This window comes from Camelimonas sp. ID_303_24 (assembly GCF_053543495.1).
Window position 1 is genome coordinate 1 of record NZ_JBLLJM010000007.1, and the last position, 16,395, is coordinate 16,395.

Genomic DNA, 16,395 nt, shown 5'->3' on the forward strand with positions numbered 1-16,395 from the left:
TGTCGATCCGTCCTAGCGCGGCGACGACATCACGCCACGGCAACGCCCATCAGCAATCTTGAAGTTCAGTGGATCGCACGGAAGATTGTCGGTGGGGCAGATTTTCTCGCAAACGCGTCCGCCCTGCACGCCATAACGCGGATCAGCGCTCTGCCGGGTCTCGGGAGCGCCCCACGACTGGGGCGACGAACTGGCGGCGGCGGCGCCGGAAACGCCCAGCACAACAATGCCCGCCGCCAGGCTCATTGCCGGAACAAAAGTCTTCAAAAACATGGCGGCCTCCAGATGGGTATCCTGCCGGCGCGCGCCATCGCCCGCCTGCAACGTCTATTTGCCCTTATGTGGCGCTTTGGCTGTTACATACAACAGCTGGCGACGCATGCCCCCGGTCCATTGCCGCATTTTCCGCGAGGGCGCCGCCAGATGCCCCCGGGGCGCGGCCGCATGGGCAGATGGGACGTCTGCGCCAGGCGCCAGCCATTTGCCCGCGCAATCCGGCGACGCCAGACCTTCATTTTGTCGCATTTCGCCCCGGGGCCCTTACGCATCCCCGCCGAACCTGCTCTAACGCCGGGGTGTGAGGAGCGCCGGCCTGTCTTGCGTCGCTCCGCGTAACCATCGTGAGCCGCCTGCCATGTCGTCGCGTCAATACGTCCTGTCACTCGCCTGCCCCAACCAGCCAGGCATCGTCGCCGCCGTCGCCAACACGCTGTTTACGCTGGGCGGCAACATTCTGGACGCCAACCAGTATGACGACACCGAAACTGGCGTGTTCTTCATGCGCGTGACGTTCAACGTGGTGGTCGGCGAGGCGGGGCTTGAGGAGGCGCGCAGCGCCTTCGCAGGGCCGGCGGCGCGTTTCGGCATGAAATGGTCGGTGCGCGATCGCGGCGTGCGCCGCAAGGTGCTGCTGCTGGCCTCGAAGTTCGACCACTGCCTGACTGACCTGCTGTATCGCTGGCGCATTGGCGAAATCCCCATGGACGTGGTCGGCGTCGTTTCGAACCACCCCCGGGAAACCTACGCCACCGCCGATCTCGGCGACCTGCCGTTCCATTATCTGCCGGTGACGGCGGGCGACAAATCCGTCCATGAAGGCGAGATCCGCCGCATCATCGCCGACACCGGCGCCGAGCTGGTTGTGCTGGCGCGCTACATGCAAATTCTGTCGGCGGAGCTTTCGGACGAGCTGGCCGGACGCTGCATCAACATCCACCATTCGTTCCTGCCCGGCTTCAAGGGCGCGAAACCCTACCACCAGGCCCATGCGCGCGGCGTCAAGGTCATCGGCGCCACGGCGCATTACGTCACCAGCGATCTGGACGAGGGCCCGATCATCGCCCAGGACGTCGAGCACATCACCCACCAGGACCGCCCGGAAGACCTGGTGCGCAAGGGGCGCGATATCGAGCGCCGCGTGCTGGCCCGCGCCATCTCCTGGCATCTCGACGACCGGGTCTTTCTCAATGGCCGCAAGACCGTGGTGTTCCGGGACTGACGGCAGACCCGGAGATCCCGGCTCCATCGGGTTCTGGGATGGGCGCGATCATGGCCCTGGCGCGATCATGGCCTGGACAGCGGAGCGCCGCCGGGGCCAACGGAAGCAAAGGCCAGATGCGCCCGGCCCCGGCGCAACCGTCTATTTGGACAGGCCGCGGGCTCCATCCAGCTTCCGCCCCCACCCCTTGCCGCCCATCCTGGCGACAAATTGCGCGCCCATTTTGAACACCAGCGCCTCGAAACGCTCGGGACGGCCTGCCAGCACCCACAGAGCATAAACCGCGCCAATGTAGATAGCGACAAATACAACTCCGGCAATCAGCAGCTGGTAAATGCTGTTCAACTCAGCAATATATTTATATAAAATATAATACACAAAACTCCCCGCCAGAATATTGGCCAAAATTGCGCGATAGATCACGCGCAACTGATCAACAATCCGGGAGCCTGCGAAATCCCGGATCAGGACCATGCTGGCGGCCGTTGCGATAATCGTGGCGCCCATCTTGGCGGTGATGGCGCCTGCAATGCCCCACAGGGCAATCCCGACAAGCGCCATCGGAACATACACCAGCAGTTCCACCAGCAGCCGGATCGTCACGGATTTCAGCCGGTTGGACAGCAGGGCGAAAATCCACATCGTGCTGGCCGGGAGGCGCAGGATTGCAATCAGGCAAAGCGCCTGGAACACGGGCGTTACGTCATCCCATTTCTGGCCCAGAACAAGCCCGACCAGTGGCGCGGACATGCAGAGCATGAACGCAAAGATCGGCGACATCAGCAGAAAAACGCCGCCGGACGCCTTCAGATATGCCTCGCCATAGTCCTGCCCCTTCGCCAGCATCGCCAGGAGCGGGCGGGTCAGGGGATACAGGATGGCCTGAAACGGAATCGACACCAGATCGGAAGAAATGGTGTAGCGCCCGAAGCTGTGCGCATCGACAAAGCGCGGCAGAATGATGCGGTCCAGTTGCCAGTTCATGGATGAAATCAGCTGGGACAGCATGTTCCACCCCACGAGATCTGAAAAAATTCTCCAGTTCTTCAGGGTCAGGCCGGGGCGCATCGGCGCCATGCAATAGGAAATGACCATCATGATCGCCGGGCCGAGCACCGTGGCCGCGACAAGCGCCCAGTAGCTGGCGGTTGTCATGGCGATCGTAATCGCGGCGATCGCCGCGACAACCTTGCCCGAAACCTCCATGATGACTTCGGGACGGAAATTCATCGCCCGGGCGAAAATAACCATGCGCGGGCTGATGAGGCCCCGCATCATCGGCGCGAACGCCAGAATACAGACGAGTTCAACCAGTCTTGGCTCACCGTAGAGGAGCGCGATCGGCCAGGAGAGAACAGCCAGAAGCAGGCCAATGATCACGCCGCGCAACAGCCCCAGGGTGAAAGCGGTCTGCAGTATCTCATCGGTAATGCCGATGGAGCGGATGAGCGCCGCCGACAACGGCAATTCAAAGATGGCTTCGACAATGAAGATGGTCGTCATCGCCATGGCGACCAGACCAAAATCCGCCGGTCCAAGGCAGCGCGCCAGTACGAGGAGGCTGGTAAAATCCACCAGCTTGGACGCCAGCTTGGAGCAGATCACCCAGAAGCCAGCCTGGATGGTCTGCTTTGGGCGGATATTTGGCGTATCAGTCATGCCGCGCCTCAGCCTTCAATACCTGGGAGCCGGGTTGGTGAGTGAAGGTTAGTCTGGCGGCCGGAGCGGATTGCGCGGGGCCGCGCTTCTGATCCCGCCTCCTCGAGGGGTGGCGCATGGATCACCCGCCAGCCCGCCAATGGTGATGGAGCGCGCTTCACGGCGATGGCCTCAGCGGGCCAGCACCGGCAGAGCCGGCTCCCGGACCGGGATTGTCACAAGCATTTGCATGATTTGCTCACTTTTCCGCCTCAGGCGCCCGCTGATTCCGTCGTCAGGACATGCGTCAGGACGTAACCACGCGCAGCATACAACGCATGCCCCAGGCGATCGCGGCGACTATCAGGATGAGGGCGAGACGCCCCAACTCATACAAAAGCATCCGGCGCGCGGCGGCGTTACGCCTTTTGCGCCGGAGGGGCGCCTGCTGACGTATGGGCGCGCCCCATTTCGGTACTTGGGCGCGGGCTGCGCCGCGCCCAGTCTGCCAGCAGCTGAACTGTCGGCTGCCCGCGCCCGCTGTCACCGGAAGGCGACTTCATACGACAGGAAATCAGGGTGACCGTATGAAGGCTTGAGGCAACTCGGGCCAGACGCCGACCATCCAGACGCCGACCATGGGGCAGCGCATGCACATCACTGTTGTCATCGCCACGATAAACCGGCCGGAACTGATCGCGAAAACCCTGGGGCATCTGGCGGGGCAGCAACGGCTGCCGGACCAGATCATTTTCTCCACGCCTGGGCCGGAACATCTCGGCGACACCGCGCAGACCCCGCTCCCACAGGGCGTCGTTGTCAGCGGCGTGTTTGGCGCGCGCGGCCTGTGCGCCCAGCGCAACGCCGCCCTCGACGTCGTGGAGCGGGCCACCGACATCATCGTTTTCTTCGATGACGATTTCCTGCCCTCGCCGGACTATATCGCGAAGCTGGAAGCCGCTTTCATCCAGAACCCTGACTATGTGGTGATCCGGGGACACGCCGTCATGGACGGCGCCCATGGGGCCGGCTACAGCTTCGAGGAGGGCGAAGCCCTTCTGGCGGATGTCGGCGCGATCGCCGCCAGCTATCCGGCCGTGCAGGACCTGGAAGGCGGCTACGGCTGCAACATGAGCATCCGGGCCAGCGCCATCGGCGGATTGCGGTTTGACGAACGCCTGCCGCTCTATGGCTGGCAGGAAGATATCGATTTCACCAGCCAGTTCAGCTCACGGGGCCGCATTGTGGCGCTCGGAAACCTCACCGGCGTGCACCTCGGCATCAAGGGCGGCCGGGTCAGCGGCCTGTGCTTCGGCTACTCCCAGGTGGCCAACCCGATCTATCTCATCCGCAAGGGCACGATGACCGCCACGTTCGGCGGCCGGCTGATCCTGCGCAACCTGGCGGCGAACATCGCGCGCAGCCTGCGGCCGGAGCCGTGGATCGACCGGCGCGGGCGCCTGCGCGGCAATCTCATCGCCGCGGCCCACGTGCTGCTTGGCCGCGTCGAGCCGGAATACATCCTCAAGCTTCAGGGCAAGCGCCCGTAAAGGCCGGCCGCGCAACTCCATAACGCGCGGCCTGGGGCATGCCCGCGGCAAGTGGAGGCCACTTTCAAGTGGAAGCCACTTTCGCGACGGGCATGCCAGACGTCAAAACACCGGGGATTGCCGGTGAGGCGGCGCTCACCGGACATGCCCTGGCGTCAATCGGCGCTGATCTTCTGCAGGGTCTTCCAGAGCTTGCCGTCGAACTCGGCCACATACAGCGTCCTGAACGGCGAATAGTCATCCGGCCGCGTGTTGTAGGTCACGCCCTGAATCAGCGCTGGCGAGGTGACGTCCTTCATGGTCGTTGCCTGCTTCAGCACATTGGCCCGCGTCAGTTCATCGCCGCACATTTCCAGGATCTTGCCCATCACCACGCCCTGGGCGTAACCGGCGAAGGCAAGGTCATTGCCCGGATCGACGTTCGGCAGATACTTCGCCCGGAAAGCCTCGAATTCCTTCATCGCCGGATCATCGGCGTACTGGGGATCGCCGGCGTTCTTGCGATATTTCACCGTCACCATGCCGACGGCGTTCTCAGGCCCCGCGGCCTGGATCAGATTGGACGACGTGGAGCCGCTCATGATGACGTGCAGCGGCTTCCAGCCGATTTCCGCCACCTTGCGGATCGACTGCGAGGTCGCCTTGCCCGTGGTGACGTTGAAGAACACATTGGCCCCGGAGTTCTTCAGCTTGATGATCTGGCTGTCGACGGTGGGGTCGGACAGCTCATAGCTCAGTTCCTGCACGATCATCTGGTCGGCCTTCGGCCCCAGCGCCGCGCGCAGCTCGCGGATGAATTCCTTGCCGAGTTCATCATGCTGGGCAAGGATGCCGATCTTCGGATCCGGCTGCCTCGCCACAATGTACTTGGCCAGAATTTTGGCCTCGGCGGCGTACATGGGCAGGCCAGGGGTCGTCCACGGGAACTGCTTCGGATCATTCCAGCGGCCAGCGCCCGTGTTCAGCAGCAGTTGCGGCACGCCCTTCGCATTCAGATATTTCTGGACAGCGCCCTGGGTCGCGGTGCCGAGCGAGGCGAAAAGGGCGAGCACCTGCTCGCTTTCGACCAGACGGCGCGTCGCCTCCACGGTCTTCGGCGGGCTGTAGGCGTCATCCAGCGACAGCACCGTCACCTTGCGCCCGTTAATGCCGCCCTTCGTGTCGTTGAGCATCTCGAAATAGGCGGCCGAGGCGCGCCCAAGAGCCCCGTAAGGCGAGCCGGGCCCGCTATGCGGCACCGTATTGCCAAGCTTGATCGTCGTATCCGTCGCGCCAGGATCGTATTTCTTCTCCGCCAGCGCCGGCGCGGCGCCCAGAACGAGCGCAAGCGCGACGCCGCCACACAGCTTCATCAGCTTCATCAGATCCGTTCCCTCTTTGATATATGGACGCGCCCCTCTGATGGGAGCGCCAGAACTCATCACTGAGAGCCGCCATTGACAACGCCGGGTCCCGCCCGGTCAACCCGAACGACAAAACCCGTTGCATTCACTGGCGCGCGGCGGCAGTTTCACCACATGCGCCCAACGGCCCCACCTCCATTGCATTGCGGGCCTTCGGCCTTGCTGCGCCAGCTGTTCGACGCCGCGATCCGCGCGGCCGATCCGGCGCGCATCACGCCATCCGCCCTGCCCCCCCCGCCAAAAGGCCGCACCATCGTTGTCGGCGCCGGCAAGGCGTCCGCCGCCATGGCCCGCGCCCTGGAGCAGGCATGGGATGGTCCGCTGCAAGGGCTGGTCATCACGCGCTACGGCCATGCGGCGCCCTGCCAGCGCATCCGCATTGTGGAGGCGGCGCACCCGACGCCAGACGCCGCCGGCCTTGCCGCCACCCGCGACATGCTGGCGTTGCTTGATGGCCTGGGGCCTGACGATCTGGTCATCGCGCTGATCTCCGGCGGCGGCTCGGCGCTGATGACCGCGCCGGCCGGCGGCATCAGCCTCGCCGACAAGCAGGCGGTGAATGATGCGCTGCTGGTCAGCGGGGCTCCGATCAGCGAGATCAATCTGGTGCGCAAGCACCTCTCCGCCGTGAAGGGCGGCCGGCTGGCGGCGCGCGCCGCGCCGGCGCATGTGGTCGCGCTGCTGATTTCCGATGTTCCTGGCGATGACCCCGCCGTCATCGCCTCCGGGCCGACCGTGGCCGACCCAGGCAGCAGCCAGGAGGCGCGGGCCGTGCTGGCGCGCTATGCCATCGACGCCCCCGCCAGCGTCCTGGCCTGGCTGGACAACCCGGAGAGCGAGAGCATCAAGCCCGGCGATGCGCGGCTGGCGCATGTGGACACGCGGATCATCGCCGCGCCCCGCCTGTCGCTGGAGGCCGCGGCGGAGATCGCCCGTCGCGCAGGCGTGACGCCTGTCATTCTTGGCGACGCCATCGAGGGGGAGGCGGCGGAAGTCGGCCGGGCCTTTGCGGGCATCGCCCGCCATGCGGCCTCCGCCGCCGCGCCGTTTGGCCGCCCCTGCGTGCTGCTGAGCGGCGGCGAGACGACCGTAACCCTGCGAAAGCCGCTGGACGGGGCGGCGCGCGGCGGTCGCAACGTCGAGTTTCTGCTGGCCATGTGCCTGCAACTGGCCGGGGCCGCCCATATCCACGCGCTGGCCGCGGACACCGACGGGGTGGACGGCGCCGCGGACATCGCCGGCGCGCTGATCCGGCCAGACACGCTGGCGCGGGCCGCCGCCGCGGGGCTCGACGCGCGCGCCTTTCTCGCCCGCCACGATGGGCACGGCTTCTTTGAAGCGCTCGGCGACAGCCTTGTCACGGGTCCAACCCTGACCAATGTCAATGACTTCCGGGCGATGCTCATCACGCAGGAAGGCGTCATATCCGGCTGATTTGACATGACGCCCGGACAGGCCCCAGCCTTCGTTGGGCCGGCGACGCGCCAAGGCTGGACATATGGGACGTCCGGTCCATATCATCGCACAACGATGCCATGGCGGCGGCGCGACCAACCGGCTTCCGGACCGGATTTCTGTCGATGATCCGCCGGACTGGCGCATATCATACATGCGACGCCGGAGCGGTTTCGCATCAACAAATATTCAGGGAGACGACGCGCGCGATGACGGAGGAAGCAGCAACCGGGCAGGAGCCGGTGGTCATTGTTGGCGCCGGGCATGCCGGCGGCTCCGCCGCCGTGGCCTTGCGCCAGGCCGGCTTTGCCGGACCAATCGCGCTGGTTGGCGACGAGCCCTACCCACCCTACCAGCGCCCGCCCCTGTCGAAGGCCTGGCTCAAGGGCGAGGCGGCGGACAACGCCCTCGCCCTCAAGGGCGACGACTGGTACGGCGCCAACCACATTGACCTGCATCTGGGCGTCAGCGCCAGCGCGGTTGATCCATTGGTGCGAACCGTCACCCTTTCGGATGGGAGCGTCCTGCACTACGGCGCGCTCATTCTCGCCACCGGCGCCCGGGCGCGGCCGCTGCCCGGCATGGCGCAACCGCTCGCCGGCGTGCTGACCCTGCGCAACCGCGCCGACGCCGACGCGCTGCGGCAGCGCCTTGGCCCCGGCAAACGCCTCGTCATCATCGGCGCCGGCTATGTGGGGCTGGAGGTCGCCGCATCGGCGCTCGCCGCCGGCGGCGAAGTTACCGTGCTGGAGCGTGAGCCACGGGTGCTCGCCCGTGTCGCCAGCCCGGAAATGTCCGATTTCTTCAGCCGGCTGCACGCGGGGCGGGGCGTTGACCTGCGCACGGGCGTCACGGTCGCGGGTCTTGAATCCCGGGACGGCGCCGTGACCGGCGTGCGCCTCGCCGGTGGGGAGATCCTCGCCTGCAACGCCGTGCTGGTTGGCATTGGCGCCATTCCGAATGTGGAGCTGGCCGTCGCGGCGGGCCTCGCCTGTGACGACGGCGTCATTGTCGATGGCAACGCCCGCACGTCCGATCCGCATATCTTCGCCATCGGCGATGTGACGCGCCGGCCATTGCCGCTGTACGAACGCATGACGCGCCTTGAAAGCGTGCCCAGCGCCCTGGAGCAGGCGAAGCAGGCGGCAAGCGCCATCACCGGCAAACCAGCCCCCGCCAGCGAAACGCCCTGGTTCTGGTCAGACCAGTATGAGGTCAAGCTGCAGATCGCCGGATTGCCGTTCGACGCCGATTTGCGGGTGACGCGCGGCGCGCCGGACAGCGGCCATTTCGCTGTATTTCATCTGGGCGCCGGCCGGCTGCTGGCGGTGGAGGCCGCCAATGCGCCGCAGGAGTTCATGGCGGCGAAAATGCTGATCCACCAGCGCAAATCGGTTGATCCGGCGCTGCTGGCTGACACGGCGATCACCATGAAGGACGTCATGGCGGCGGCGCAATAGAACGTTTCCCGGCCAGGCGGTCTCGTCGGTCGCACAGGTTTCGCCCAAAACAAAGGCTCCAGGCGGCCCGCCCCGATCCCCCAGGGGCGCTCCGTTACGCCTCCACCCAGCCGAAGGAGCGCTCCACCGCCTTGGCCCAGCGGCCAAGCAGGCGCGTGCGCTCCGCCGCCGGCATGTGCGGCCGGAACGTCCGGCCGGCGCGCCAGTTGGCGGCGATGTCCGCCGGCGTGCACCAGAAGCCGACCGCCAGGCCGGCGGCGTAGGCAGCTCCCAACGCCGTCGTTTCGGTGACCGTGGGGAGCACCACCTCCGCCCCCAGCAGATCCGCCTGGAACTGCATCAGCAATTCATTGGCCACCATGCCGCCGTCAGCGCGCAGGGAGGTGACGGCGAGGCCGGAATCCTCGCGCATCGCCTGCAACACCTCCCAGGTCTGGAACGCCGTGGCCTCCAGCGCCGCCCGCGCCAGATGCGCCTTGCCGGCGAAACGGGTCAGGCCGGCGATCACCCCACGCGCATCCTCGCGCCAGTGCGGCGCGTAGAGGCCGGAGAAGGCCGGCACGAAATAGACGTCGCCATTGTCGGGCGCACTGCGGGCCAGCGCCTCGATGTCCTCGCTGCGCTCAATCAGCCCGAGATTGTCGCGCAGCCACTGCACCAGGGCGCCAGTAACGGCAATCGAGCCCTCCAGCGCATAGACCGGCGGCTCCTCGCCAAGCCGGTAGGCCACCGTGGTCAGCAGGCCGGAGCGGGACTGTACCGGCTGCCCGCCCGTGTTCATCAGCATGAAACAGCCGGTGCCATACGTGTTCTTGATGTCGCCCGGCGCCAGGCACGCCTGCCCGAACAGCGCCGCCTGCTGGTCACCCAGAATGCCGGCCAGGGGAACGCCGCGCAGCTCGGGAATGGCGGCTTCGGCATAGATGGCGCTGGAGGAGGCGATGCGCGGCAAAACCGCCGCCGGAATGTCGAAGAGGCGCAGGATCTCCGGGTCCCACGCCAGCGTCGTCAGGTTCATCAACTGGGTGCGGCTGGCGTTGGTCACATCGGTGACGTGGAGCCCGCCTTCCGGGCCGCCGGTCAGCCGCCACATCAGCCAGGCGTCGATATTGCCGAACAGCAGGTCGCCGGCGCCGGCCCGCGCCCTGGCGCCGGGCACATGATCCAGCAGCCAGCGCAGCTTCAACCCTGAAAAGTAGCTGGCAAGCGGCAGGCCGGTGCGGGCGCGCAACTGGTCCTTGCCGCCTTCGCGGCCATAAGCGGCGACCAGATCGTTGACGCGCGTATCCTGCCAGACCAGGGCGTTATGCACCGGCTCGCCGGTGTGGCGATCCCACAGCACCGTGGTTTCGCGCTGGTTGGTGATGCCAACAGCGGCGAGGCGCTGGGCGCCGATGCCCGCCGCAGCCAGGCCATCGGTGATGACGGCGCGGGTGTTGCGCCAGATCTCCAGCGGATCGTGTTCAACCATTCCCGGGCCTGGGTAAATCTGCCCATGCTCGCGCTGCGCCACGCCGACAACGCCGCCATCCCGGTCGAACACGATGAAACGGCTGCTGGTGGTGCCCTGATCGATGGCGCCCACATAGTCACGCATGACGGCTGTCCCCTTCCCCGGCGCCCAGGCCCGCCAGCGCATTTTCATGAAAAAGCGGCATCCGCTTTCCGTGAAGACAATGCCTGGCATCAAAAAGATCACGCATCGCCGGCGAAACGGGTCTCACCGGACATGCTCCAGATAGGCCTGGAGGCGCTCCCTGCCTTCATCGGGCATGGAAAGCCCCAGACGGGTGCGGCGCCACAGAATGTCATCCGCCGTCCGCGCCCATTCGCTGGCGACGAGATAATCAACCTCCGCCGCATACAGATCCGCGCCGAAGTGCTCGCCAAGACCGGCCATATCGCCGCATTCCGCAAGGATCCGGTCCATGCGCGTCCCGTAAGCGCGCGCCAGCCGCGCCACCATCGGGGCCGGCGCGAAAGCGAAACGCGCCTGCTGGCGGCTGATGAACCCGGCCAGCCTGTCGCCGCCGCGCGCCGGCGCGCCAATGTCGCCGCCTGGCAGGGGGGCCGCGCCCGTCCATGGCGCGCCCGCTGGCGGCAACCACGGCGCCAGCTTTTCGAGCGCGTGCTCGGCGAGCCGCCGGTAGGTGGTGATCTTGCCGCCGAAAACCGACAGCACCGGCGGCGCGTCCTGGTCGCCGTCCACCGCCAGCACGTAGTCGCGCGTCACCGCGCTGGCGCTGGCCGCCGCGTCGTCATAGAGCGGCCGCACGCCCGAGAAACTGGCCACCACGTCCTGGGGACGCACCGGCTGCCTGAAGTATTCGCTGACGCAGGCGCAGAGATAGGCGATTTCGCCGGACGAGATCTCCACCCCCGCCGGGTCGCCTGAAAACGGCTCATCCGTCGTGCCGATCATGGTCAGCCCGCTGCGCCACGGGATGGCGAAAACGATGCGGCCATCGCCGTTCTGAAAGATGTAGGCGTGGTCGCCGTCGTAAAGGGCGGGAACGGCGATATGGCTGCCCTTGACGAGACGCAACTGCTCGGGTCCGGCCACGCCAATGGCGTCATGCAACACGGACGCGACCCATGGACCCGCCGCATTGACCAGCGTGCGCGCCCTGACGCTGAACCGCTGACCGTCGGCCCGCTCCAGCTGCGCTTCCCAAACGTCACCGCGCCGCGCCGCCGCCGTGAGACGAACGCCAGTCCAGATGCGGGCGCCGCGTTCCGCTGCGTCAACCGCGTTGAGGACAACCAGGCGGCTGTCATCGACGGCGCAATCGTAATAGGTGAAGCCCCGGTCGAACCGCTCCTGCAGCGGCGCGCCTTCCGGGCCGGCCCTGAGGCGCACGCCGCGCGCGCCCGGCAGGCTGCTGCGACCGCCGAGGTGATCGTAAATGAACAGACCGGCGCGGATCAGCCACGCCGGCCGCAATCCCGGCTCATGCGGCAACACGAAGCGCAGGGGATGGATGATGTGCGGCGCGATCGTCAGCAGCCGCTCGCGCTCCTGCAACGCCTCGCGCACGAGACGGAACTCATAATACTCAAGATAGCGCAGGCCGCCGTGGATCAGCTTTGTGCTGGCGGACGAGGTCCAGGAGGCCAGATCGTCCTGCTCGACAAGCGCGACGCGCAGGCCGCGACCGGCGGCATCCCGGGCGACGCCACATCCATTGACGCCGCCGCCAACAACCAGGATGTCAAAGACGTCGCCGGCGTCTGGCGCTGCGAACTGTTCCACCACCTGCGCCATGCGTCCCGCCGCCCTCCGAAGCAAAAACCCCGTTCATGCCAGCCGGATTTGCCGCTGGTCGGGTGAGGCCGCAGGGAATGCCGGCCTCACCACGCGCCGCTTTCCCCGACCCCCGGCCGCTGTTCAGAGCCGCACACCGGCCTCGGCCAGCGCCGCCGGAACGGCCGGATTTTGCGCCGCTTCTGCGTATTTCTTGCCAAGCGCCGCCAGCGAACGGGCGTGATACTTCTGGGTTTCCTGTGCGAACGGCCCATCGGGCAACTGCACGGTGAAGGTTGCTTCGCCCGCAGCGACGGCGGCGGCGTTGGCCCGCGTCCACGGCAGAAACACAGCTGCGACTTCATCGCGCAACAGCGGCGTCAGCGTCGCCTTCAGGCTGTCCCAGCTTTCAAAGTCGCCCTCGGCCTTTGGATCGAGCATCCTGGCGATCCAGGCCAGGGTGTTCGGCGCGGTTTCCCGCATGATCGCGCCCGGCGTCGGGTCGGTGGAGCATTCATAAAGCTGGGCGAACAGGCCGAAATCGCCGAAGGCGGGCCGGCCGCCGAACAGATAGGGCCGGCTGGCGAGATGCTGCTCAAGAATGGCGAGAACGCGGGCCAGGCCGGCTTCGATCAGCGGCGCGGTGGCGTCCGACGAACCAACGAACGACAGGCGTGAAACCATGCGCTCCTTGACCCCCGCCACCGCCTTGTCCTTCGCCACGCCGGCAAGGTCCGGCATGGAGCCGGAAACAATGCGCTCGGCGCCCGACTGCGCGTCGACGTCGCGGCGCCAGCGATAATGGAACATGGGCTTGTTGCCCCATTCGTCGCCGTACTCCTCCACCAGCGTCGACACGAAGGCGGCAACGGGATCGTCGGGATGGATCGACGGCTGCGGATGCTGCGCCTCCAGCGCCTCGATGATCGGCGTGGAATCCTGCAGGCCCTGCCCTTCCGGCGTGATCAGCAGCGGAATGAGCGGCAGCTTGGCGTATTTCTGGAATTCGTCCTGGCTGGCCGGCCCGCGACTGATCCACTGGTGCGGCAACTGCTTGTAGCGCAGATATGAACGCACCTTCACCGAATAGGGCGACAGTTCAGCCCCGATGAGACGATAGCCCATATGTTCCCCCATGATCCCGGCGTTCGCGCCGGTGTGTCGTTCAATAAGCCGCGCCGGCCACCACCACGTCCTGTGGCTGCTCCCCCGCCGCGAAGGCGCGGATGTTGGCCGCCGCCTTCTCGCCCAGCCGGACCTGGGTGTCGGAATCGGCCCAGGAAATATGCGGCGTCAGACGAATTTTCGGGTGGCTGTAGAAGACGTGGCCAGCCGGAAGCGGCTCCGGCTCGGTGACGTCCAATGTGGCGAAGCCGACGGGACCATGGTCCAGCGCCTCCAGCAGCGCCTCCTGGTCGACCAGCCCGCCGCGCGAGATATTGATCAGGTGCAGACCGGGCTTCGCGCCCATCAGGGCGGCGCGGCTGACAATGCCCCGACTTTCCGGCGTCAGCGGCAGCGCCAGCACCAGATGGTCACAGGTCGCCGCCAGTTCGGCGACGGAAGCGGCGGGCTCCACCCCGTCCATGGCGACGCCGCCGCGCCGGCGCAGGGCGCTGACCTTCATGCCAAAAGCGCGGGCGCGGGTCGCCACGGCCTCGCCGATGGCCCCGTAGCCAACAAGGCCAAGGCGCGCGCCATACAGGCCGCCGAGGCGGCGGGCCTTCCACTGCTCGGGGCCGGTGACGGCCAGGCGGTCGAACTCCTTGGCGACGGTCAGCATAGCCGTCAGCACATATTCGCTAATCGGCGGCGCGGCGACGCCACGGCTGGTGGCCACCACCGGTCCATTGAACATCCAGGCCGGATAACCGTCGATGCCGGCCGAACCGAGTTGGACGAAACGCACATTGCCCGGCCAGCCGGCCGGCTGCTCCGCCGGCGCGCCCACCCAGCATTTCGGCTGGGTGACCACGACATTCACATCCGGATCCAGCAGCCAGGGCGGCGTGTTCTGGTCGTGCACCCGCACGTCAAGACCCGCCGCGCGCAGGATGCCGGCGAAGGCGCTGCCCAACTGGCTGGAGACGACGGCGGATCCAGCCCCTGCCGGGGCGCTGGCGGCGCTGTTCATACTGGCGTGTCCTGGCAGGTTTTGGAGCGCGATGCGTTCAGGCTGCAACGCATCTCCGCTCCATATATTTGATTTTGCATGATTTTTTCCAGCAAATGGCATCCACTTGCTGGCATCATGCTCTCGCGAATCACGCGGTTTCGATGATGGCGATAACGTCGCCTTCTTCGACTGGCTGCTCGACGGCCACGCGGATTTCCTTCACCACGCCGGCCTTTGGCGCCTCCACGGCGATTTCCATCTTCATCGCTTCGAGGATGACGACCGCATCGCCTTCCTCAACCCGCTGGCCGGGTTCGGCGGCGATCTGGAACACGCGACCGGAAATTTCGCTCTTGGCCTCAATATTGCTCATCTGGGTGTTTCCTCCTGTTTGCGCCGTGACGCGCATTCCCGCGAGTGTCGTCCACTTCACCGGAAAACGCGCCAGATCATGAAGTCGGGGCAAACTCCGGTCCGGCATGAACCAGGCCTGCCCTGCTCCGGGCGTCGTTATGTTGCGCCGGCATTTGAAACGTCCCGCAGCGAAATCGCAAGGCCGCGGGACGCAGGCATCCGGGAGCCGGGGCTGCAGCCGGCGCAATACAGCCCCACCCCCGTTACGCTGAACGGATCGGAACGCCCGGTGAGACGACCGGGCGCATCACCGGCTTCAGGTTTCAGGGAGCCAGTTCGCCCGCGGCGATGCGCTTGCCCAAGGCCCAGCGATGCACCTCGGACGGGCCGTCATAGATGCGGAACGAACGCACGTCGCGGAAGATGCGCTCCACCATGGTGTCGCGCGTCACGCCGAGACCGCCAAGGATCTGCATGGAGCGGTCGGCGACCCGATAGATGGCCTCCGAGCAGATGACCTTGGCCATCGAGCTTTCATTGCCGCCCTGGGCGCCCTGGTCCAGCATCCATGCTGTGTGCAGGATGGTGAGGCGCGCCACGTGGATGTCCATGAGGTTGTCGGCCAGCATGAACGACACGCCCTCGTGCTCCGCCAGCGGCTTGCCGAAAGCGGTGCGCTTGCGGGCGTAGTCGGCGGCGATGTCGTGGGCGCGCATGGCCGAGCCCAGCCAGCGCATGCAGTGGGTGAGGCGGGCCGGCGCCAGGCGCACCTGGGCGTAGCGCAGGCCCTGGCCCGGCTCGCCGAGAATGGCGCTGGACGGCACGCGCAGGTTATCGAAACGCACCACGGCGTGGCCGCCGGCGAAGCTGCAATCCAGCGAATCGAGGGCGCGCTCGATGATGATGCCTGGCGCGTTCATCGGGCTGAGGAACATGGTGGGACGGCCATCGCCCTCGCCGCCCTCGATCTTGGCCATGATGATGGCGAACTCGGCGCCCTCAGCGCCGGTGATCAGCCACTTCAGGCCGCTGATGAGGAAGTCGTCGCCGTCGCGCTTCGCCACGGTGGCGAGCTGGCGGGGATCAGAGCCGGCCCCTGGCGCGGGTTCCGTCATGCAGAAGCAGGAGCGGGCGACGCCGCTGGCCAGCGGCTTCAGGTAACGCTCGCGCTGCTCCGGATTGGCGACCAGCTCCAGCAGGTGAATGTTGCCCTCGTCCGGCGCGGCGCAATGCAGGGCGACCGGGCCGAGCATCGAATAGCCGGCGGAGATGAAGGTGATGGCGCGGCCAACATGGCCGAGGCCAAGACCGCCAAACTCCACCGGCGAGTGCGGACCAAACACGCCGGCCTCCTTGGCCAGCGCCACCAGTTCGCGCCGCATCTCGTCAGACGGGCCATGCGCGCCCCAGCGCCGGTCATTCTCGAACGGAATCACCTTCTCGCGCACGAAGACGCCGATCCGGTCAGCGAGATCAGTAAATTCCTGCGGAATGGCAAAACCAAACTGGCCGGCGAACGGCGCGGCTCCGGCGGGTGCGGACATGAACGGCTCCTCCTGGACGTAACGGCATGTAAAGGCGTTGACGCAAGCAGACATGAAAAAACCGGCCAGGCAAGGCCTGACCGGACTTTTCCGGTTTTCTCAATGACCAATGCGCTGGAAAGATCCGGGGCAG

13 protein-coding genes are annotated in these 16,395 nt (G+C 66.4%); 4 read left to right on the top strand and 9 right to left on the bottom strand.

Annotated elements, in window-relative coordinates; genetic code table 11:
- Positions 1-12: 12 nt before the first annotated feature.
- Positions 13-273, bottom strand: a complete 261-nt coding sequence (locus ACERNI_RS09105; RefSeq protein WP_448832972.1) for a hypothetical protein — start codon at positions 271-273, stop codon at positions 13-15.
- A 361-nt stretch (positions 274-634) separates the two neighbouring features.
- Between ACERNI_RS09105 and purU the strand changes: the two genes are divergently transcribed.
- Positions 635-1,498 carry a formyltetrahydrofolate deformylase gene (gene purU, locus ACERNI_RS09110; RefSeq protein ID WP_448832973.1) on the top strand — a complete coding sequence of 288 codons (864 nt, stop codon included), beginning with the start codon at positions 635-637 and terminating at the stop codon, positions 1,496-1,498.
- Positions 1,499-1,639: 141 nt separating this feature from the next.
- Here purU and ACERNI_RS09115 read toward each other — a convergent pair whose 3' ends face one another.
- On the bottom strand, positions 1,640-3,157 hold the full coding sequence (locus ACERNI_RS09115) for an oligosaccharide flippase family protein (protein ID WP_448832974.1): 1,518 nt from the start codon (positions 3,155-3,157) through the stop codon (positions 1,640-1,642).
- A gap of 629 nt (positions 3,158-3,786) precedes the next feature.
- On the opposite strand from ACERNI_RS09115, the gene ACERNI_RS09120 reads away from it, so the two are divergent.
- Positions 3,787-4,686: a glycosyltransferase family 2 protein gene (locus ACERNI_RS09120; RefSeq protein ID WP_448832975.1), complete on the top strand. Its 900-nt coding sequence runs from the start codon at positions 3,787-3,789 to the stop codon at positions 4,684-4,686.
- A 155-nt stretch (positions 4,687-4,841) separates the two neighbouring features.
- On the opposite strand, the gene ACERNI_RS09125 is transcribed toward ACERNI_RS09120, so the two are convergent.
- Positions 4,842-6,038: an ABC transporter substrate-binding protein gene (locus ACERNI_RS09125; protein WP_448833147.1), complete on the bottom strand. Its 1,197-nt coding sequence runs from the start codon at positions 6,036-6,038 to the stop codon at positions 4,842-4,844.
- 165 nt (positions 6,039-6,203) lie between these two features.
- Here ACERNI_RS09125 and ACERNI_RS09130 point away from each other — a divergent pair, with 165 nt between their 5' ends.
- The gene (locus ACERNI_RS09130) at positions 6,204-7,523 is read left to right on the top strand and encodes a glycerate kinase type-2 family protein (RefSeq protein WP_448832976.1); all 1,320 of its coding nucleotides are present in this window, start codon (positions 6,204-6,206) and stop codon (positions 7,521-7,523) included.
- A gap of 230 nt (positions 7,524-7,753) precedes the next feature.
- Positions 7,754-9,004 (top strand): NAD(P)/FAD-dependent oxidoreductase, encoded by a 1,251-nt coding sequence (locus ACERNI_RS09135; RefSeq protein ID WP_448832977.1) that lies wholly within the window; start codon positions 7,754-7,756, stop codon positions 9,002-9,004.
- Between the two features lie 94 nt (positions 9,005-9,098).
- Here the strand turns inward: ACERNI_RS09135 and glpK are convergent, their stop codons facing one another.
- The 6 genes from glpK to ACERNI_RS09165 all read right to left on the bottom strand — a co-directional run bounded on the left by glpK (position 9,099) and on the right by ACERNI_RS09165 (position 16,262).
- A complete protein-coding gene (gene glpK, locus ACERNI_RS09140) occupies positions 9,099-10,601 on the bottom strand; it encodes a glycerol kinase GlpK (protein ID WP_448832978.1) in 1,503 nt (500 codons plus the stop codon).
- A gap of 123 nt (positions 10,602-10,724) precedes the next feature.
- Positions 10,725-12,269 (bottom strand): glycerol-3-phosphate dehydrogenase, encoded by a 1,545-nt coding sequence (gene glpD / locus ACERNI_RS09145; protein WP_448832979.1) that lies wholly within the window; start codon positions 12,267-12,269, stop codon positions 10,725-10,727.
- A 123-nt stretch (positions 12,270-12,392) separates the two neighbouring features.
- A complete protein-coding gene (locus ACERNI_RS09150; protein WP_448832980.1) occupies positions 12,393-13,373 on the bottom strand; it encodes a glutathione S-transferase family protein in 981 nt (326 codons plus the stop codon).
- Between the two features lie 40 nt (positions 13,374-13,413).
- Entirely contained in the window at positions 13,414-14,382 is a 969-nt protein-coding gene (locus ACERNI_RS09155) for an NAD(P)-dependent oxidoreductase (RefSeq protein WP_448832981.1), read from the bottom strand.
- A gap of 130 nt (positions 14,383-14,512) precedes the next feature.
- Complete coding sequence (locus ACERNI_RS09160; protein WP_448832982.1) at positions 14,513-14,737, bottom strand: acetyl-CoA carboxylase biotin carboxyl carrier protein subunit; 225 nt, start codon at positions 14,735-14,737, stop codon at positions 14,513-14,515.
- A 304-nt stretch (positions 14,738-15,041) separates the two neighbouring features.
- Positions 15,042-16,262, bottom strand: coding sequence for an acyl-CoA dehydrogenase family protein (locus ACERNI_RS09165; RefSeq protein ID WP_448832983.1), 1,221 nt, complete (start codon positions 16,260-16,262; stop codon positions 15,042-15,044).
- Between the last annotated feature and the right edge of the window lie 133 nt (positions 16,263-16,395).